We start from the raw sequence: 19,463 nt of genomic DNA on the forward strand, positions 1-19,463 counted from the left end.
CCTCTGACAGATAGATACGGCCAGGGAAGGCTGGAAAAGGCGCGCTTATTGCGCCTGGATCATGTACTGGTTGAGCTGCTGTACCGCAGGCGTATTGGCCTGGAGCAAGGGAGCCCTGGCGCCCAGGGCATTCGCGTTGACGGCGCTGACCTGGGCTTGTGCCTGTACAGCTGCAGTGGCGCGCATGTCGCGGGCCTGGGCTGGCTGGCCGTCCTGGCCAGAGACGCGACGTGCGCCGTCAAAACGGCGGTTCCAGTAGGCAACCGACATGCTCTCGACACGAACTTCAGCGCCGGGCTTGGGTGAGTGGATGAACTTGCCTTCGCCGACATAGATGCCGACATGGCTGAAGGCGCGGCGCATGGTGTTGAAAAAGACCAGGTCGCCGGGTTGCAGTTCGTTTCGTTCAATGTTCTGGGTGGCGGCGGCCTGCTGCTCGGCCTTGCGGGGCAGGATCAGGCCAATGCTTTGTTCATAGATGGCGCGGACAAAGCCGCTGCAGTCAAAACCCGTGTCGGCATTGTTGCCGCCGCGGCGGTAAGGCACGCCCAGGAAACCCATGGCGTTGACCACCAACTCTGACGCCTTGTTGCTGACCGTCTGGCCGGCACGCTCAATGTGCGCCATCAAGCCCTTGTCGGCCAGCAGTTTATCGATGTCATCAGCGGAACCAGCAGGGGCTGCATGGGCTCTGACAGCAAACAGCATGGCAGAAGCAAAGAGCAGGAAAGCCAAAAGGGGGGCTGTGATACGCATGGCAGGCAGGATACTTGAAGGAATGGTCCTACGTCAACCTTAAGTTGTTTCTTGATAGCACCGCCAAATCATTGATTTGTAACGATTTATAGCGTGTCTTGTCTTGGTGCTCTTTAATTAGCCTCCAAATCGTTCAAAAATGAGTTCTAAAGTATTCATACATTAAGGGGTCAGTCTTGATGACGCTTTTCCCATCCCTTTTCGGGGCTCCCAATTCGGTCTTGGGCCATGCCTGTCGTAAATACTCCGCTATTTTTTTGGTAGCGGCGCTGATGGCGGCCCCTGTGTCATGGGCGCAGGGCGTCAAACCAGAGACAGTGGCCACCGGCCTGCAAAACCCCTGGGCTGTGGCTTTTCTGCCGGACGGCAGGTTTCTGGTTACGGAGCGCGCAGGCCGCCTGCGGGTCGTTGAAGCCGGCGGCAAGATTGGTGAGCCTGTGGCGGGCCTGCCTGCGATAGCTGCAGGCGGGCAGGGCGGTTTGCTCGATGTGATCCTTGATTCGGACTTTGCTGCCAACCGCAGCCTGTATTTCTGCTTTTCAGAGCCCGGGCCGGGCAATACCAACAGTACGGCGCTGGCGCGGGCAGCCCTGAGCGCTGATAACAGCAGGCTGGACAACGTGAAAATCATCTTCAGCCAGAAGCCCAAGACTGCCAGTTCGGCGCACTTCGGTTGCCGTATCGTTGAAAGCCGTTCGCCAGGTATCAATGCCAGGCCCGACGGCAAACTCTTTTTGACCACAGGCGAACGCTTCTCGCGCAAGGAAGACGCCCAGACCCTGAACAACCACCACGGCAAGTTGATACGCATCAATAAAGACGGCACTGTGCCTTCGGACAACCCCTTTGTCGGCAAGGCAGGTGCGCTGCCCGAGATATGGAGTTATGGCCACCGTAACATGCAGGGCCTGGCGATGGCGCCTGACGGCACGCTCTGGGAGAACGAACACGGCCCGCAAGGCGGCGACGAGATCAACCTGCCAAGGGCCGGCGCCAATTACGGCTGGCCTGTCATCACCTACGGCGAGAACTACGGCGGCGGCAAGATAGGCGAGGGCATTACCAGCAAGCCCGGCATGGAGCAGCCGCTGCATTACTGGACGCCGTCCATCGCCCCGTCGGGCATGGCCTTTCTGACCAGCGACAAATACGGCAAGGCCTGGCAGGGCAACCTGTTTGTCGGTTCGCTCAAGTTCGCCTACCTTGACCGCATCGAGCTGGCGGCCCCCTATAGCGGAAAGGTGGTTCGGGAAAGCAAACTCATCAGCGAAGTCGGCGAGCGTATACGTGATGTGCGTCAGGGGCCCGACGGCCTGCTCTATGTGCTGACAGACAACAGCAATGGCAAGCTCATTCGCCTGCTGCCGCAGTAAGCGCGGCAGCTTCCGTCACATCAGGCGCAGGTTCGGGTGGTGCGGCCGGGCATGAATGTGCTGATGGCTTGACGCAGCCAGTCCATCAGCTTCACTGGTGCTTCAACCCTGCAGATGTGCACCGTGCTCCCGCCTGCGGCTGCAGTCAGCGTGACCCAGCCACTTTGCTCAGGCAGCCAGACTTCGCCTTCAGCCAGCGTGGCCTGAGGACGAAAAACCTGACCACCCAGCCAGCGCGGCGAGCCCGTCAGTTTCAACCCGCCAGCAGTGCTGGTAATGGCGCTGTCGGCATGGAGGTAAACGAACAGCGATTCACCGGCCCTGATCTGGATGGCAGGATCGCGATCTGGTGTGGCTTGCATGACTGAACTCCTTTTGATTGCAAGGCCTTCAGCTTAAAAATAAAGGCGCTTTCAAAACAGACACACGCAGCTGCGATCTGTACCGGTACAGACAGGATTTACCCCATCTGTTATGGTCTGTTTTCGGCTGATCTGTGACTGTCTGGCGCGGGCATCAAGCCGGATGATTCGAACATGCAAGCCATGGAACAACCGCTTTACCTCAAGGTCTCCAGCCACTACAGGCAAGCCATCCAGTCGGGTGTGCTGACGCCCGGCCAGCGCATGCCGTCGGTACGCGACCTCACGCGGCTGCACCAGGTCAGCCTGTCTACTGCCGCACTGGCATGCCACACGCTGGAAGATGAGGGCCTGCTGGAAGCGCGGCCGCGTTCCGGCTACTTTGTGCTGCGCAGGCGCCGTGCCGATTTGCAGCCGCTGAGCGAGCCTGAGCCGGGCAGGGCGCTGGACCCTGCGCAGTACGTCGGCATCCATGACAGGGTGTCTGACTACGTGGCCAAATGCGACCTTCACCCGCTGGTCGCCAATCTTGCAGCGGCTTATGGTTCGCCCGACATGTATCCGTCGGAAGCCTTGAAGAACGCCGCCACGCGTGCGTTGCGCCAGCACCCGCAACTGCTGGTAAGCGCGGTTGATTCGCCCCGCGACTCACCGCTGAGGGCCGTACTCGCCAGGCGCGCACTTGAAGCCGGCATGCAGCTCGCGGCAGAAGACATCGTCGTCACACACGGATGCATAGAAGCGCTGAACATTGCATTGCGTGCGGTGAGCCAGCCGGGCGATACCATCGCCGTCGAATCACCCACCTATTACGGCCTGCTGCAGGTTCTTGAAAGCCTGGGCCTGCGTGCGCTTGAAATTCCGACCAGCCCCAGCACCGGCATTTCCATAGAGGCGCTGGACCTGGCCTTCCAGACCCACGACAGCATCAGGGCCGTGGTGGTGATGCCCAATTTTCATAACCCGCTGGGCTGCGTGATGCCTGATAAGGACAAGGCCAGGCTGGTCGCGCTCTGTGAACGCCAGCAGGTGGCATTGATTGAAGACGACACCTACGGCGCGCTTGGTCACGACGATGTGCCGCGCAAGGCAGCCAAAGCCTGGGACACAACCGGCAATGTCATTTATTGCGCGTCGCTTCGCAAGACGCTGGCGCCCGGCCTGCGCCTGGGCTGGATGACCGGCGGCCGCTGGCAGGCGCGCATACAGATGCTGAAGTACGCGCAGAGTCGATCGAACGAAGCGCTGGCCCAGATGTCGGTGGCGCAGTTCATGGCCTCCAGCGCCTATGACAGGCACCTGGTGCGCCTGCGCCGCATGCTCAACGCGCAGCGCGAGCAGATGGCCGAGGCGATTGCGAAGTATTTTCCTGCGGGTACGCGTTTGAATGTACCGGGCGGCAGCATGCTGCTCTGGGTCGAGATGCCTGCGGGCACCTCTGCACAGGCGGTGTTTGATGCGGCCCTGCTGCAGGGCATACGCGTGGCTCCCGGCACCATGTTTTCAAACTCAAGCCGGTTTGACCACTACCTTCGCATCAGCTGCGGCTTTCCGTTCTCACACCAGATAGATGAGGCGCTGCGAAAGCTGGCAGACATTGTGGTCGCAAGCGCGCCTCCTGCGGGACATGTCGTTTGAGTAGGCGGGGTAAGGCTCAGAACAAACCGTTTTGCACCTGCGCCAGTGGCGTTGCACCCGGCACCTGCCTGTCGCTTATGCGCGGCAGCACGCGGATGCGGTTGTTGACGACGCCGGTGACCATGTCGCGCAACATCTCTTCAAGCTGCGCAAGAATGGTGGCCGAGCCGACATCGCAGGGGTCGATCTCGACAATCGCGATCTGGAACTGCAGCTCCGATCCTTTCAGGCCCCATTCACCCGCGCGCAGGCCGTTGGCCAGGATGCGCGTGGCGATCTGGTTGGCCGTGCCCTCGGCAATGCCTTCGGCCATGATGGCAAAGCGGTTGCCTGACAGCCGTGCCGCCGAATCCTGCGAGCGCAGTGAACCGGCAATCGCGCGGGATGCGGCCAGCAGCACGGCTTCGTTGTTGTCCATGCCGCGGTCGCGCACGATCTGCTCTATGTTGTCGGCGCGCGCCAGCAACACGGCGCAGGTATAACCCATGGAGCGCGAGCGGATCAGCGCGCCGTCCATGCGGTCGAAAAACACGCGTGGCATGGCCAGGCCGGTGAGCGGGTCCGTGCGCTCGCGGGCTTCCACGCGCAGGGCGTTTTCAGCACTGAGCCGGCTCAGCCACACCATGCCCAGATAGGTTGCTGCTGCATAAAAAGCCAGCGCCGCCAGGCCTTGCGCCTGCAGTTGCTCGGTCCATGTCGAATTGAGATGGGCGGTGCGCAGCAGGTGCTGTACGACCAGCGCCACTTGCCCGGCGGCGATCCAGACAATCCAGGGGCCGCTCTGGCTCCAGGCCCGAATCAGGTACCAGCTGGCCAGCAGAGCCCACGGAATCGCCAGCAGGCCCATCTGCCTTTGATTCAACAGGCCGAAAGCCTGGGCCGGCACCATGACGGCAATAAAGACCATGGCCAGGTACTGCATGGCTTTGGCAGGCCGGGCGATGGCGCCCGTAGAGCCGGTCGCCACGCACAGCGCCATGGTAGCCAGTGCCAGTTGCACGGCCCACATGGCAGAGGCAGAAGCCGGGTAATCCTGCCCGAGCAGGTGGGCGCCCAGTGCACCTGCGATGGCGGCAGAGTGCCACCACAGCATGTGCTCGTCGTAGGCATGGCCGATGATGAGCCCCAGCAAGACCACCAGCACGCAGATCCCGGCGAAGGCGCCGCTGGTGTAAATCCAGAAATCAGGAAAGTTAGGCATCAATCGATGATGTCGCAGCGGGCACAAGCGTGTTTACACTGCGCGCCTTCTGTTCGGTTGTTATGTGTCGTCTTTTTATGTGTCGTGTTTTCCGACCATACACCACCGGATACAGGCAAGTCCAGCCCCTGCAAACGGAAACAGGGGCTTCTGGTGAGGAAGCCCCTGTCTGGTGCCTTCCCAGGCACTTGTTCAATCTTTGCAGCTTACTGGTTTGCGACCAGCAGGTTGTTTTCGATGCGGACCTTGTCACCGACCTTGAAGGCGGGCGCCGTCGGGTAGGTCACGGTCTGTGTGCCGCCGCTTTCGAACCGGGTCACCACTTCGAAGTGGGTGTTCTTGCGCACGTTCTTTTCAATCTCGCGGCCAGCCAGGGCACCGCCGACTGCGCCCAGGACCTGTGCAGCGGTACGGCCATTGCCGTTACCTATCTGGCTGCCCAGCACAACGCCGGCCAGGCCGCCGCCGATCAGGCCCACATAGCTGCCGTCGCCCTTGACTTCAATGGTGTTGATGGCTTCGACCGTACCGCAATTCGGGCAGATTCGTGCAGGCACATTCGAAGGGCGGACAGCGCCGGTGGCTACAAGCGATTCGCGCAGTACGGTGTCTGCCTGCTTGTTGTCGAGACGCAGGTTGGCGGTCACGCGTGAAGCGGCGGTGATGCGGTCACGTGCCTTGATGGTGTAGCTGCCTTCATATTTGCCGGCAGTTGTTTCATTCAGGAATATCTTGCCCTGCATGCCATTGAGGCGTGCGCTGGCCCGGCCACCGGGCGTGCCCATCAGCGTGAAGAACAGTTCCGAGCCCGGCTCGATGCGGCTGGTGGGTGCCACGGTAAAGCTCTGGATGCGCGGTGCGGTGCCGGTTGGCACGCTGCCGGTGCGTGAGCGCCATGGGGCGCCGGCCAGCAGTGATTCGTCAAGCACCGTGGTGGCGACCTGGTTGCCCAGGCGCAGATTGGCTGTCACCAGGCTCTGTGCCGACAGGCGGTCGGAGGTGCGTATGGTGTAGGAGCCCACATAAACGCCGGGCTCGATTTCGGGCAGAAGATACTGGGCGTTGATGCCTTCGATGCTGATGCGCGTATCGGCGCCTGCGGTGCCGTAAAGCGTGAAGACCATTTCGCTGCCCGGGCTGAGGCGTTCGACCTGCTTGACGTCAAAGCCGGTGATGACGGGCGCGGCGTATTGCTGCGCGGAAGCCGTTTGGGGAATGAACGCGAGCTGGCTGAAAGCCAGCGCCGCGAACAGCATGTTCAGAATTTTTTGGCGAAGGGTCATGAGAGTGTCTCCTGGGGTAATGCGGCGGTTATGGGGTGATATATCCAGTGCTGGTATTTCCGCCGCTCACTTCGCAACGCGCCATGCTGCGCACTGTTGACCGGTTTTTCGCAGTCGGGCAGTTGGCCTACAAGCGGGGCTCCCACACGCCCGCCAAAAGCGCCCCGACGGCCCTGCGCGGCATGGCGGGCCGGTACTGCCATTCGTTATCATGGCCGCATGGTGACCATGCAATCATGGCGGGAACTGCTGACCCGCGGCAACCGCACAGTGAAAATCTGGCTGACAGAGTGGTGGCGGCTTGCGCATCTGGGCGCGTTGTTGCTGCTGCTGGCCTTGTCGCCGTCGAGCTATAAACGTGCCGACAGGTTGGTGATGGCCCGTCACATTTACGACAACACCGCACCCATCCTGACCGGTTTCACCGTTCTCTGCGCGTTGATCAGCCTTGTGCTCACGCGCATCGTCACCACCACTGCGCTCACCTATGGCCTGACGCAATATTCACTGCAGGTCATCATTCGTGTGCTGGTGCTTGAACTCATTCCGCTCACCGCCGCGTTGTTCGTGGCCTTGCGTTGCACCATCCCTGACGGCGCAGAACTGGCCGAGATGAAGTCGCGCGGTGACCTTGTGAAGCTGCGCAGCAATGGCATTGACCCGATTCACCGTGAAGTGCTGCCGCGTGTGGTGTCCGGCATTTTTTCGACCATCACGCTGGCTGTGCTCAGTTGTGTGGTCGCACTGATGGTGGCCTACATCACCATTTACGGTGGCAACCTGGCGGGCTGGGCCGCCTATACGCGTCTGTTCGGTCAGGTGTTCAACCCGGCCGTCACGCTGATCTTTGTGCTCAAGACTTTTTTCTTTGCGCTGGCCGTGTCGCTGATACCCATGGCTTCGGCCCTGTACGGCCTGGCCGAAAGCAATACCCGCACCAGTGCAGAGATGCGCGGTCTGGTGCGCATGTTTGCCGTGATTTTGCTGATAGAGGTTCTATCACTTGTTGGTAATTACTACTGATATTTCCGGAAAAAGACCCCACCCATGAGTGAAACCCCCGACAAACACCTGGCGCCCGCGCCGGGTGAAACCGCGCCGCTCAACGAGCACCTGGAGTTCAAGGCCGTGTTGCTGCTGATCTTCATGGTGGCGCTCATTGCCTGCTCCGCGCTGTACGTCATGTATGCCCGTGGTGTGTTTGAAAGCACGCAGCGGCTGGTGCTGATTTCGGAAGATTCGGAAGGCGTGGTGGCCGGCATGAACCTGACCTTCTCGGGTTTCCCCATAGGCCGTGTGCGCAACATCGAGCTGGCCGAAGACGGCAAGGCGCGCATCAATATCGATGTCGCCACCAAGGATGCGCACTGGCTGCGCAAATCCAGCGTGTTCACCATGGTGCGCGGGCTGGTGGGCGGCACCAACATTCGCGCCTACACCGGCCTGCTGACCGATGCCCCGCTCGAAGACGGCGCGGTGCGCACCGTGCTGCAGGGTGATGCGGCAGCTGAGGTGCCCAAGCTGATCGCTTCCGCCAAAGACCTGATCGAGAGTGTCAGCACGCTTGTCAGCAGTGACGGCTCTCTGGGTGCCAGCCTGGCCAACCTGCAGGTACTGACCACGCGGCTTAACGGCACGGGTGGCGCCATGTCGGTGTTGCTGGGTGGCGAGGCTGAAGCCAAAAAACTGCAGGCCACCCTGGACCGCAGCAACGCGCTGCTCACCAAACTCGACACACTCGCTGCCAAAACCGACGTGCAGGTGTTTGGCGACAAGGGCGTGATGCCCGAGACGCGTGCCACGGTGGCGCAGCTCAACGCGCTGCTGGGCGAGGCCCGCACCAGCCTGAAGAAGGTCGATGCCGTGCTGGTCGATGCGCAGGCGGTAACGTCCAACGCGCGTGAAGCGACAAACGACCTGGGCAGCCTGCGCGGTGAGGTCGAGGCCAGCCTGCGCAAGGTCGACGGCCTCATCAACGAGATCAACCGCAAATGGCCCTTCAAACGCGATACCGAGGTGAAGCTGCCATGAAAACCTCATCTGCTTTTCTGACGGCGATCGCCTGTGCTGCGCTCACCGCATGTTCGTCCGGCCCCAAAACGCCTGACTGGCAACTAGAAGCCAAGGGTTCGACGGACCGCGCCGTGGCTGCTTACCTTGAAGGCAACACAAGGGTCGAAGCCGTCGAGTTCGCCCGCGCCCGCAATGAAATCTCCAGCACCGGCAATATTGATCTGATAGCTAAAGTCGAATTGCTGCGCTGCGCCACCCGCGTCGCCAGCCTGGTGTTTGAGCCTTGCACTGGTTTTGAAAAACTCAGGCAGGATGCCGCGCCCGCCGAGCGCGCCTATGCCGACTACCTGATGGGCACCCTGAGCCCCCAAAATGCAGCGCTACTTCCGGAGTCCCAACGCTCGCCCGGTGCTGATGCAGAACCCCTGTCAAAACTCGTCGCAGCCGGCGCCAGGTTTCGCGCAGGCAATGCCAGCCCGGCATTGATTCAGCAGGCCGTAGACACCGCCTCAGCCCAGGGCTGGCGCAGGCCGCTGCTCGCCTGGCTGGGGGTGCAGGCGTCGCTGGCGGAGAAGGCAGGGGATTTAACGGAAGCTGCGCGTTTGAAGCGGCGTATGGAACTGACGGCTAATGAGGTGAAGCCACCGGCTGGTGTCGCAAAACCATGAGTTCCTGGCTTCCTCTTGGTGCGTCTTTTGTTTGTGCCTGGCTCGCCTATGACGCATGGCGACTTGCGTGGGGCGATACAAACATACCTGAGGTTTTAAACGCGGAGTGGCAGGGGGTAAACGTCAGCGGGGTTCCGCTTCAAGAGCTCGAAAAGCGCAGGCCGTGGACGCGCCGGAACGGGTTTGGTGACTTGAGTGGTGCTGTGTGGCTTTGGGCAGTTCTTGCTTTGGTGTTCTTGAGTGGTTCAATCTTTGGATTTCTTTACTAGCACTGTTCCGCAGTTGGCCTTGCCGCGCATGCCGCCTTGACCTGCCGAGGCAGAAATACCTCTCAGCTCTTTGTTAATCCTGCACTTTGTAGTCCCGATGACCTCCTCCCCCCGCCAAATTTCCCCCCTCACCATAGCCCTCGCGGGCATGATCGCCTTAGCCACCGCCATGGGCATTGGCCGCTTTGCCTTCACCCCCGTGATGCCCATGATGCTGCACGATGGGGTAATAAACCTGCTGGGTGCGAGCTGGCTGGCGACGGCCAACTACATCGGCTACCTGTTCGGCGCGCTGATCTGCACTTTCCAGCCGCTGATCTGGCGGCGCTTTCCTTCGCTGCCGCAGGTGGGCGCGTCGAGCTGGGTGCGTGCGGGGCTGGTCGCTACTGCGCTGCTGACGCTGGGCATGTCATTGAACCTGCCAGGCATCTGGCCGCTGCTGCGTTTTCTGGCTGGGGTTGCGAGTGCTTTTGTGTTTCTGTTCACCTCGGGCTGGTGCCTGGGTCAACTGGCGCGGCATGGCGCCAGCGGGCTGGGCGGTGTGATGTATGCCGGGCCGGGTGCGGGCATCATGCTCAGCGGGCTGATGTGCAGCGGCATGGTGGCGCTGCAGTGGCATGCCGCGACGGCCTGGGTCATCCTGGGGGTGATGGCGTCGATTTTGACCAGCATAGTCTGGCGCACCTTTCACGCCAGCAATGAAAAACCCATTGACCCGATTGCCGCCGCCGTGCCTTCAGCCGCCGCAGGCGTGGTACCCGCCAAAGTGCGCGCCAGCCGCAGCCAGATGCTGGTGCTGGCACTGGCCTACGGCCTGGCGGGGCTGGGCTACATCGTTACCGCCACCTTTCTGCCTGTGATTGCGCGTCAGGCGCTGCCGGGTTCGCCTTTTCTTGACATGTTCTGGCCCATGCTGGGGCTGGGTGTGATGGTGGGTGCGCTGCTGTCCACGCGCGTGCCGCTCACGGGTGACCTTCGTTATCTGCTGGCGGGCTGCTACTTCATCCAGGCGCTGTCGATTGGCATCAGCCTGTGGTCACCGACCCTGCCGGGGTTTGTAATTGGCAGCTTTGTCCTCGGCATACCGTTCACGGCGCTGACCTTTTTTGCAATGCAGGAGGTACGCCGCCTGAGGCCCGACACCGCCACCAGCTATATGGGCCTGCTGACGGCGGTCTATGGCGTGGGGCAGATTGCCGGCCCGCCCATGGTGGCGGTCATGCTCCGCCGCACGGCCACGGTAGAGGCGGGCTTCACGCTGTCGCTGGAGATCGCCGCCGGCGCGCTGGTGCTGGGCGCGCTGATCTACCTGTGGATGACGCGCATGTGGCCCATGAATCCCGAGAGGCCCCGCAGGGCTGCCTGATCAGGCCAGGCAGCAAAATTTTTGCTACTGAATTAATAGCTGCTCACGTATGTATTTATTGGCCTGCAGCCATATTTGGCACCTAAAAATGGCCTTTTTGGGCCTTTTTGAAACGATTTTGCCGTGCGCCGCGGGCTCAAAACGCCAAAAGTTAATATGGAAGTTAACTTTTTGGTAAATTTGAACGTACACGTTAAAAATTTAATGTGTACGTTAAAAACCACCGCTAACCGCCACCCATGGCCAGCGCCACCCGGTAGGTGATGAACGAGGCCAAGTAGGCCAGCGCGAACAGGTAGCCGGCAATGATGAGCGGCATGCGCCAGCCGCCGGTCTCACGTTTTACGGTGGCCAGCGTCGACAGGCACTGCGGCGCAAACACATACCAGGCCAGAAGCGAAAGGGCGGTCGCCAGGCTCCATTGTTGGGCGATGATGGGTTGCAGCGCCTGCGCAGTTTCGTCTGCACCGGCTGACAGCGCGTACACCGTGCCCAGCGAGCTGACGGCCACTTCGCGCGCCGCCATGCCGGGTACCAGCGCAATGCTGATCTGCCAGTTAAAACCAATCGGTTCGAACACCACGGCCAGGCCCTTGCCGAGCTGGCCGGCAATGCTGTATTCAATCGCCGGGCGGTCAGAACCTTCGGGCGCGCCGGGAAAGCTGGCCATAAACCACAGCGCAATCGTCAGCACCATGATCACGCCGCCCACCCGCTTCATGAAGATGGCCACGCGCTGCCACAGGCCGATGGCGACGTTGCGTATGCTGGGCAGGTGGTAGTTGGGCAGTTCCATCATCAGCGTGCGTACCTGGCCGCGTGCCGTCAGGCGCTTGAGCACCCAGGCGACGGCCAGCGCACCGACGATGCCGGCCACATACAGCGCAAACAGCACCAGGCCCTGCTGGTTGAAGATACCGATGTCACGTGCAGGAATGAAGGCGGCGATCAGCAGCGCATATACCGGCAGGCGTGCAGAGCAGGTCATGAGCGGCGCAATCATGATGGTGACCATGCGGTCGCGCGGGTTGGCGATGGTGCGCGTGGCCATGATGCCGGGAATGGCGCAGGCAAAACTCGACAGCAGCGGGATGAAGGAGCGGCCCGACAGCCCGACGCCGCCCATCAGCCGGTCGAGCAAAAACGCGGCGCGCGGCAGGTAGCCTGATTCTTCAAGCACCAGGATGAAAAAGAACAGCACCACGATCTGCGGCAAAAACACCACCACACCGCCGGCGCCGGCAATCACGCCATCGACGATCAGGCTTTTGAGCCAGGCCATGTTGCCGGTTGAAGGCAACATGTTGCCGACGGCGCTGCCTACCAATTCACTGGCGGCCTTGATGCCGTCCATCGCAGGCGTGGCCCAGCTGAACACCGCCTGGAAGATCAGAAACAGAACGATGGCCAGCATGACGGGGCCGATGACGGGGTGCAGCACAACGCGGTCAATGCGGTCGCTGGCGGTGTGGGGAATCAGGCCGTCAAGCCCCAGGCGCTGCAATATGCCGCGCACGGTTTCATGGTCGGCTTCGGTTGCATGGTGCGGCACGTCAGCGATGGTTTCCAGCGTGTCGGCCGGCCGTTTCCGCAGCTCGGGTTTGTCGAGCAGCAGGCGCAGATCCACATCGCCACCGCCGCGTGTGCCCACGGTGCTCACCACCGGCAGGCCCAGCTCTTTTGACAGCGCATCGACATCAATCGCCAGGCCGCGGTCACGCGCCAGGTCCTGCATGTTGACGGCCACCACGCAGGGAATACCCAGGCGCTTGACACCCAGCACCAGGCGCAGGCTGCGCCGCAGGTTGGTGGCATCGACCACACAGACGATGAGGTCGGGGCGCTTTTCGCCTTTGGCGCGGCCGTAGAGCACGTCGTGCGTCACGCGCTCGTCGGGTGAGCGCGGGCTGAGGCTGTAGGTGCCTGGCAGGTCGAGCACGCGCAGCGTCCTGCCTGCAGGTGTCGTGAATTTGCCTTCCTTGCGTTCAACGGTCACGCCTGCGTAGTTGGCGACCTTCTGGCGGCTGCCAGTGAGCAGGTTGAAGAGGGCGGTCTTGCCGCAGTTCGGGTTGCCGACCAGTGCCAGCAGCGGCCCCGACGGGAAAAAATTGACGACAGCCTCTTTCATGAGACCGTCCCCGCAGGCAGGGGCCTGATCTGTATGCAGGCGGCCTCATCCAGGCGCAGTGCAAAGGTCGACAGGCCCACGCGCACGACCAGCGGGTCACCGCCCGGCATGCCGCGCGCCATGATGGCGACACGCTCGCCGGCCAGAAAACCGATGTCCTCAAGCTGCAGCGCCCATTCGGGTGTGGCGGCTGGCGCAACAACCTGCCTGACGGTAAAAACCTCGCCGGTGGCGGCATCTGCCAGCGACAGGGGGGAGGGGTGCGAGGAAGTCAATTGAAGAAAGCCATTTCGTAAGGGTCAGACTTGCGCCGCATGGTTGGAGCTGTATGAGTGCCGGGCAGGCATGAATCTTAAACGATAACGATTCTCATGTAGAACAAGGCCCCGGTATTTCCCCGCCAATCGCTACGTAATACCCGCTAAGTAGCATCCCTCTGGCCGCAGCGTGGTGATCTCTCTAGCATTGGCAGATCGAAAAAACGGCTTGGCCCGGGGAGACATTGATGCGCTGTTCAGTCACAAAAATATCGGGGTTGTTTTTTGTTCTGGCGGCTGCTGCGTGCATGCCCGCTGCGGCGCAGGACCGCTATACCGCCTCGCTCGACGGCCAGGAAATCACCGACAGCAAGACCGGCCTGACCTGGCGGCGTTGCGCCGAAGGCATGAGCTGGAAGAAAACCACCTGCACCGGCAAGGCGTCGTTTGTGAACCAGGCCGATGCGGCAGCGATGGCCAAAGCGGCCGGCGGTGAATGGCGGTTGCCGGTACTCAAGGAGATGTCCAGCATCGTCGCCGTGCGCGAGGCTGAAGAAGGCAAGGCTGCGATTGACCCTCGCGCGTTTCCGGGCTCGCCGCTAGGCCGTTTCTGGACGTCCAGCAGCGTGGGCACGGGTTACTTCATGTTTGTGTCATTCACGGAAGGCAGCGCCGGCGAGGGCGCCCGCAATTCACCCGGCGCCGTGCGGCTGGTGCGGGGCAAGTAAAGCCCCGTCTGGTTTATTCAGCGGCGACCTGAAGCACCAGCTTGCCGAAGTTCTCGCCGTTGAAAAGCTTGAGCAGCGTTTCGGGGAAGGTGTCCAGCCCGACGACGACGTCCTCCTTGCTCTTCATGGTGCCTGCCTTCAGGTAGCCCGCCATCTCGGCGATGCCGACGTGGTAACGGTCGGCATAGTCGAACACCACAATGCCCTCCATACGCGCACGATTCACCAGCAGCGACAGGTAGTTGGCCGGGCCCTTGACGGGCGTGGTGTTGTTGTACTGGCTGATGGCGCCGCAGATGATGATGCGTGCACCGCGCGTGATCTTTGTCAGCACCATGTCAAGAATTTCGCCGCCCACATTGTCGAAATAAATGTCCACGCCCTTGGGGCAGTGTTCTTTCAGGCCCGCACGCACATCGCCGTTCTTGTAGTCGATGCAGGCATCAAAACCCAGCTCCTTCACCACCCAGTCGCACTTGGCCTTGCCGCCCGCAATACCGACCACGCGGCAGCCCTTGAGTTTTGCAATCTGCCCCACGGTCTGGCCGACAGCGCCTGCAGCGCCCGACACCACCACCGTTTCACCAGCCTTGGGCTGGCCGACCTCCAGCAGGCCGAAGTAACCCGTCATGCCCGGCATACCCAGCACATTGAGCCATGAGGTCAGGCCCAGGCGCGGGTCGATTTTGAACATGCCGCTGCGCTTGATGCGGTCTTCGGGAATCAACTGGTACTCCTGCACATCCAGCCCTGCATTGACATAATCGCCCACCTTGAAGTCGGGGTTGTTCGACGCGATGACCTTGCCCACGCCGCCTGCACGCATCACCGCGCCAATTTCGACAGGCGGGATGTAGCTCTTGCCTTCATTCATCCAGCCGCGCATGGCCGGGTCCAGCGAGAGGTACAGCGTCTTGACCAGCACGCCGCCGGGGCCCGGCTCGGCCACGGGCTCGGTGGTGAAGCTCCAGTTGGCGCGGGTCGGCAGTCCGCTGGGACGGCTGGCCAGGCGGACCTGGTGGTTGGTAAGGCTGGTGATGGCTGTGCTCATGGATGTCTCCCGTGGTTGGATGGCAGGAGGGCATGGTAGCGGGGAGCGGCAAGGCCTGCAGTCGCGCAGGCGATTGCATGCGCTCCCTCGAAACTCGGGGTATTTGCAAGCTGGAGCCGCGGGACCGGCTTTGCCGGACCGCAGGCGGGGCGGCCCCCTCGGGGGGCAGGGAACGACACGAAGTGCGCGACCGTGGGGGCTGTATGCTTATGTCATGAAACTTCACAACTACTTCCGCTCGTCGTCTTCGTACCGTGTGCGTATCGCCATGGAACTCAAAGGCCTCAAGTACGACTACGTTCCCGTGCACATCGCCAAAGGCGAGCACAAGCAGGAACCCTATGCCTCGATTTCTGCCGACACGCTGGTGCCGCTGCTGGAAGTCGACGGCCAGAAACTGTCGCAGTCACTGGCCATCATTGAATACCTCGACGAGAAACACCCCACGCCCGCGTTGTTGCCGGCAGATGCCGTGGGCCGTGCCAAGGTGCGTGCACTGGCACAGTCGATTGCCTGCGAGCTGCACCCCATCAACAACCTGCGCGTGCTGAAGTATCTGTCGCAGGTTCTCAAGCTCGATGACGAGGCCAAAAACACCTGGTACCGCCACTGGTGCCGCGAGGGCCTTGAAGCGTTTGAGCGCCAGCTGGCACAGTTGCCCAGATCAACCTACTGCTATGGCGACACGCCGACCCTGGCTGACTGCTGCCTGGTGCCGCAGATCTTCAACGCCCAGCGCTTCAAGGTCAACTTTGACGGCCTGCCGCGTACCATGGCGGCGTATGAGGCGGGCATGGCATTGCCAGCGGTACAAAAAGCGCAGCCTTCTGCCTGCCCTGACTTTGAAAGTTGACTGGTTAATTCCCGACTGGCCCGCGCCTTCAAACGTGAAGGCGCTGTTCACCACGCGCAACGGCGGCGTATCTGTGACCCCATGGGATAGCTTGAATCTCGGTGACCATGTGGGTGATGACGCGGCCAGCGTCCAGGCCAACCGGACCCTGTTGCAACGGGCCTGCGGCGCACACGCGGTATTCCTGAAACAGGTTCATGGCATCGATGTCCTGAAGCTCGATGCCGCCACGCCAGATGGCAGCCAGGCAGATGCGTGTGTCACGACACAAGTCGGCATCGCTTGCACCATCATGGTGGCCGACTGCCTGCCCGTGCTGCTCACCACGCAGGACGGCATCGCAGTCGCAGCCGCACATGCGGGCTGGCGCGGGCTGGCGGGTGTGGCGGCCGGTGGGCACAGGGGCGTGCTGGAATCGGCGTTTGCATCGCTGTCCGCGGCGACTGCTCGGGCATCAGCTTCAAAGGTCATCGCCTGGCTGGGTCCGTGCATAGGACCGACCGCATTTGAAGTCGGGGCTGAAGTCAGGCTTGCGTTTGAAGCGGGCCAGCCCGGGGCCGGGCGCTTTTTTGTACCTGTTGCGCCTGGCAAATACCTGGTCGACCTTGCGGGGCTTGCGCGGCACAGGCTGCAGGCGCTCGGTGTTTCGCAGGTCTATGGCAATGACGGTTCTGATGCCTGGTGTACTGTGCTGAACCCCGATAAATACTTTTCGCACCGGCGCGATGCTGGCGTCGATGGAAATGGGTTTGGGACTACCGGGCGGATGGGGGCGCTGGTCTGGATGGAGTGAGTTCCCGAAAACCAGCTTTCTGCAAGCCGAACAGGGGCTTTCCTGGCCTGTTCCGGAGATCAAAAGCCTGCTGATTTTCAGGTCATGCCGCTTTGACCCTTGCGCATGCAGGGAATTTCCGACCCTGTACAGGTATCTGGACCGCAGCGATAAAGGGGGTTTTCCCCTGTGGTTCCGGGGCTATTGAGGCCGGGATTTAAATCAGTTCCTGACCAAAGTCCTGCCGCTCCCCGCATACAATCGGGGGTTACGTTTGGGGCTCTTTGAACAGTCCCGTTTTCACTCTGTCAGTTCACCAATCCGTGGAGTTTGCCGTGTTTATTTCTTCCGCTTTTGCCCAGACCGCCCCTGCCGCCGCTGGTGGCAGCGACATGATGTCTTCGCTCACGGGCATGCTGCCGCTGGTGCTGATGTTTGTGGTGCTGTATTTTGTGATGATTCGCCCGCAGATGAAGAAGCAGAAAGAGCACCGCGCCATGATAGACGCGCTGGCCAAGGGCGATGAAGTGGCCACCGCAGGCGGCCTGCTGGGCAAAGTCACCAAGCTGGGCGATGCCTACCTGTCGCTTGAACTGGCCCCCGGCGTTGAAGTTCAGCTGCAGCGCAGCGCCATCGTGCAGGTTTTGCCCAAGGGCGCCATCGCCACGGCCAAGTAAGCTGGCTGGCAAGGGGCTGCCGGCGACGCATCGCGTTGACGGCGCGGCCCCCGCAGCAATAACAGGAAACGCCGGCCAGCCGTCGCGACAAGCGGGGCCGACGGCGTTTTGCCGGATTTTTCACCTTTCAGTCCTCTGATCAGTTCACCAGGAACAGCCGCCCATGAATCGCTACCCGGTCTGGAAATACATCATCATCGCGGTCGCGTTGCTGGTTGCAATCCTCTACACCCTGCCCAACTTCTTCGGTGAAGCGCCGGCCGTGCAGGTCTCCAGCGGCAAGTCCATCGTCAAGCTGGATGCCAGCACCTCGGTGCGCGTGGAGCAGATACTCAAGGACGCGGGCGTGAAGGCCGATGCGGTGACCTTTGACGGCAATTCGGTCAAGGCGCGTTTCAGCGACACGGACACCCAGCTCAAGGCCAGGGATGCGGTGCAGAAGGCGCTGATTCCCGACCCGGCCGATCCGGCTTACATCGTGGCGCTGAACCTGCTTTCGCGCTCACCGGCCTGGCTGACGGCACTGCACGCCTCGCCCATGTACCTGGGGCTTGACCTGCGCGGTGGTGTGCATTTCATGCTGCAGGTGGACATGCAAGCTGCGCTGACGAAGAAGGCGGAGTCGCTGGCTGGTGACTTGCGCCTGTCGCTGCGCGAAAAGAACATTCGTCACTCGGGCATCAACCGCAGCGCGCAGACGATTGAAATCCGCTTTCGCGACACGCAAACGCTGACGGCGACCAAAAACCTGATTCAGGACCAGTTCCCTGACCTGCAGACGACCGATGCACCAGACGGTGCCGAGTTCAGGATGGTGGCGGTCATCAAGCCGGAAGCGGCCCGCCGCATTCAGGACCAGGCGCTCAAGCAGAACATGGTCACGCTGCACAACCGCATCAATGAACTGGGTGTGGCCGAACCTGTGATCCAGCAGCAGGGCCTGGACCGTATCGTGGTGCAACTGCCCGGTGTGCAGGACACCGCCAAGGCTAAGGACATCCTGGGCCGTACCGCTACGCTGGAAATGCGCCTGGTGGATGAGTCGAGCGAAGGCCGCGCCGCCGAAACAAACACCGGCCCTGTGCCTTTTGGGTCGGAGCGCTACCTTGAGCGTGACGGCCGTCCCGTCATCGTCAAGAAGCAGGTGGTCATCACGGGTGAAAGCCTGACCGATGCCCAGCCCGGCTTTGACTCCCAGAACCAGGCGCCCAAGGTTGACCTGACGGTGGACGCCAAGGGCGGCCGCATCATGCGCGACATCAGCCGCGAAAACCTGAAAAAACGCATGGCCATCGTGCTGTTTGAAAAGGGCAGGGGCGAGGTGCTGACCGCGCCCGTGATTCAGGGCGAACTGGGCAACCGCTTCCAGATCTCAGGCTCGATGAGCGTGACGGAAGCCAATGACCTCGCCCTGCTGCTGCGCGCCGGCTCGCTGGCCGCACCCATGGAAATCATTGAAGAACGCACCATTGGCCCGACGCTGGGTGCCGAGAACATCTCCAAGGGCTTTCACAGTGTGGCCTGGGGCTTCACGGTCATCGTGATCTTCATGGCGCTGTATTACATGCTGTTCGGCCTGTTCTCGGGCATTGCGCTGGCCGTCAATCTGTTGCTGCTGGTGGCCATCCTGTCGATGTTGCAGGCGACCCTGACCCTGCCCGGCATGGCGGCCATGGCGCTGGCACTGGGTATGGCGATTGACTCGAACGTGCTGATCAATGAGCGGGTGCGGGAAGAGTTGCGAAGCGGTGCGTCGCCGCAAGCGGCCATCAATGCGGGCTACGAACGTGCCTGGGCGACGATTCTGGACTCGAACATCACCACCCTGATTGCCGGTCTGGCGTTGCTGGCCTTTGGTTCAGGCCCGGTTCGTGGCTTTGCCGTGGTGCACTGCATAGGCATTTTGACCAGCATGTTCTCGGCCGTGTTCTTCTCGCGTGGGCTGGTGAATTTCTGGTACGGGCGGCAGAAAAAACTCAAATCCGTGTCGATTGGCACGGTCTGGCGCGGCGCGGAAACTGCAGAGCCTGCATCGCCTGAATCCAAACCCCGCATCTCCGCGAAATAA

General features: G+C 61.6%; 18 protein-coding genes. 11 read left to right on the forward strand and 7 right to left on the reverse strand.

Annotated features, from left to right (window positions below; all coding sequences use genetic code 11):
* Window positions 1-45: 45 nt before the first annotated feature.
* The gene (locus HYX42_RS01430; RefSeq protein ID WP_293398818.1) at window positions 46-756 is read right to left on the reverse strand and encodes a C40 family peptidase; all 711 of its coding nucleotides are present in this window, start codon (window positions 754-756) and stop codon (window positions 46-48) included.
* A 272-nt stretch (window positions 757-1,028) separates the two neighbouring features.
* Between HYX42_RS01430 and HYX42_RS01435 the strand changes: the two genes are divergently transcribed.
* Window positions 1,029-2,129 (forward strand): PQQ-dependent sugar dehydrogenase, encoded by a 1,101-nt coding sequence (locus HYX42_RS01435; protein ID WP_293398819.1) that lies wholly within the window; start codon window positions 1,029-1,031, stop codon window positions 2,127-2,129.
* A gap of 20 nt (window positions 2,130-2,149) precedes the next feature.
* Here the strand turns inward: HYX42_RS01435 and HYX42_RS01440 are convergent, their stop codons facing one another.
* Window positions 2,150-2,491: a hypothetical protein gene (locus tag HYX42_RS01440; protein WP_293398820.1), complete on the reverse strand. Its 342-nt coding sequence runs from the start codon at window positions 2,489-2,491 to the stop codon at window positions 2,150-2,152.
* Window positions 2,492-2,674: 183 nt separating this feature from the next.
* Between HYX42_RS01440 and HYX42_RS01445 the strand changes: the two genes are divergently transcribed.
* Window positions 2,675-4,129, forward strand: coding sequence for a PLP-dependent aminotransferase family protein (locus HYX42_RS01445; protein ID WP_293398821.1), 1,455 nt, complete (start codon window positions 2,675-2,677; stop codon window positions 4,127-4,129).
* A gap of 16 nt (window positions 4,130-4,145) precedes the next feature.
* Here HYX42_RS01445 and HYX42_RS01450 read toward each other — a convergent pair whose 3' ends face one another.
* Both HYX42_RS01450 and HYX42_RS01455 read right to left on the reverse strand, forming a co-directional pair.
* Window positions 4,146-5,330 carry a GGDEF domain-containing protein gene (locus HYX42_RS01450; RefSeq protein WP_293398822.1) on the reverse strand — a complete coding sequence of 395 codons (1,185 nt, stop codon included), beginning with the start codon at window positions 5,328-5,330 and terminating at the stop codon, window positions 4,146-4,148.
* Window positions 5,331-5,536: 206 nt separating this feature from the next.
* Window positions 5,537-6,613: a glycine zipper 2TM domain-containing protein gene (locus HYX42_RS01455; protein WP_293398823.1), complete on the reverse strand. Its 1,077-nt coding sequence runs from the start codon at window positions 6,611-6,613 to the stop codon at window positions 5,537-5,539.
* A 219-nt stretch (window positions 6,614-6,832) separates the two neighbouring features.
* On the opposite strand from HYX42_RS01455, the gene HYX42_RS01460 reads away from it, so the two are divergent.
* From HYX42_RS01460 to HYX42_RS01475, 4 genes are all read left to right on the forward strand, one after another.
* Window positions 6,833-7,636, forward strand: a complete 804-nt coding sequence (locus HYX42_RS01460; RefSeq protein WP_293398824.1) for an ABC transporter permease — start codon at window positions 6,833-6,835, stop codon at window positions 7,634-7,636.
* A gap of 24 nt (window positions 7,637-7,660) precedes the next feature.
* Window positions 7,661-8,644: an MlaD family protein gene (locus HYX42_RS01465; protein WP_293398825.1), complete on the forward strand. Its 984-nt coding sequence runs from the start codon at window positions 7,661-7,663 to the stop codon at window positions 8,642-8,644.
* Window positions 8,641-9,294, forward strand: coding sequence for a hypothetical protein (locus tag HYX42_RS01470; protein WP_293398826.1), 654 nt, complete (start codon window positions 8,641-8,643; stop codon window positions 9,292-9,294). The genes HYX42_RS01465 and HYX42_RS01470 overlap by 4 nt, the downstream gene beginning before the upstream one ends.
* A gap of 417 nt (window positions 9,295-9,711) precedes the next feature.
* Window positions 9,712-10,929, forward strand: coding sequence for a YbfB/YjiJ family MFS transporter (locus HYX42_RS01475; protein ID WP_293398827.1), 1,218 nt, complete (start codon window positions 9,712-9,714; stop codon window positions 10,927-10,929).
* A gap of 226 nt (window positions 10,930-11,155) precedes the next feature.
* On the opposite strand, the gene HYX42_RS01480 is transcribed toward HYX42_RS01475, so the two are convergent.
* Together HYX42_RS01480 and HYX42_RS01485 are read right to left on the reverse strand one after the other, a co-directional pair.
* Window positions 11,156-13,057, reverse strand: a complete 1,902-nt coding sequence (locus HYX42_RS01480) for a ferrous iron transporter B (protein ID WP_293398828.1) — start codon at window positions 13,055-13,057, stop codon at window positions 11,156-11,158.
* Window positions 13,054-13,332, reverse strand: a complete 279-nt coding sequence (locus HYX42_RS01485) for a FeoA family protein (protein ID WP_293398829.1) — start codon at window positions 13,330-13,332, stop codon at window positions 13,054-13,056. The genes HYX42_RS01480 and HYX42_RS01485 overlap by 4 nt, the downstream gene beginning before the upstream one ends.
* 230 nt (window positions 13,333-13,562) lie before the next feature.
* Between HYX42_RS01485 and HYX42_RS01490 the strand changes: the two genes are divergently transcribed.
* Entirely contained in the window at window positions 13,563-14,042 is a 480-nt protein-coding gene (locus HYX42_RS01490; RefSeq protein ID WP_293398830.1) for a DUF1566 domain-containing protein, read from the forward strand.
* A 13-nt stretch (window positions 14,043-14,055) separates the two neighbouring features.
* Here HYX42_RS01490 and HYX42_RS01495 read toward each other — a convergent pair whose 3' ends face one another.
* The gene (locus tag HYX42_RS01495) at window positions 14,056-15,093 is read right to left on the reverse strand and encodes an NADP-dependent oxidoreductase (RefSeq protein ID WP_293398831.1); all 1,038 of its coding nucleotides are present in this window, start codon (window positions 15,091-15,093) and stop codon (window positions 14,056-14,058) included.
* Between the two features lie 214 nt (window positions 15,094-15,307).
* On the opposite strand from HYX42_RS01495, the gene maiA reads away from it, so the two are divergent.
* The 4 genes from maiA (at window position 15,308) to secD (ending at window position 19,463) form a co-directional block, all read left to right on the forward strand.
* Window positions 15,308-15,946 (forward strand): maleylacetoacetate isomerase, encoded by a 639-nt coding sequence (gene maiA / locus HYX42_RS01500; protein WP_293398832.1) that lies wholly within the window; start codon window positions 15,308-15,310, stop codon window positions 15,944-15,946.
* Window positions 15,936-16,739, forward strand: coding sequence for a peptidoglycan editing factor PgeF (pgeF, locus tag HYX42_RS01505; RefSeq protein ID WP_293398833.1), 804 nt, complete (start codon window positions 15,936-15,938; stop codon window positions 16,737-16,739). The genes maiA and pgeF overlap by 11 nt, the downstream gene beginning before the upstream one ends.
* A gap of 314 nt (window positions 16,740-17,053) precedes the next feature.
* Window positions 17,054-17,395, forward strand: a complete 342-nt coding sequence (yajC, locus tag HYX42_RS01510; protein WP_293398834.1) for a preprotein translocase subunit YajC — start codon at window positions 17,054-17,056, stop codon at window positions 17,393-17,395.
* Between the two features lie 163 nt (window positions 17,396-17,558).
* Window positions 17,559-19,463 carry a protein translocase subunit SecD gene (secD, locus tag HYX42_RS01515; RefSeq protein WP_293398835.1) on the forward strand — a complete coding sequence of 635 codons (1,905 nt, stop codon included), beginning with the start codon at window positions 17,559-17,561 and terminating at the stop codon, window positions 19,461-19,463.

It is taken from the genome of Polaromonas sp. (assembly GCF_016185115.1).
In the GTDB taxonomy this organism is placed as follows: domain Bacteria; phylum Pseudomonadota; class Gammaproteobacteria; order Burkholderiales; family Burkholderiaceae_C; genus Polaromonas.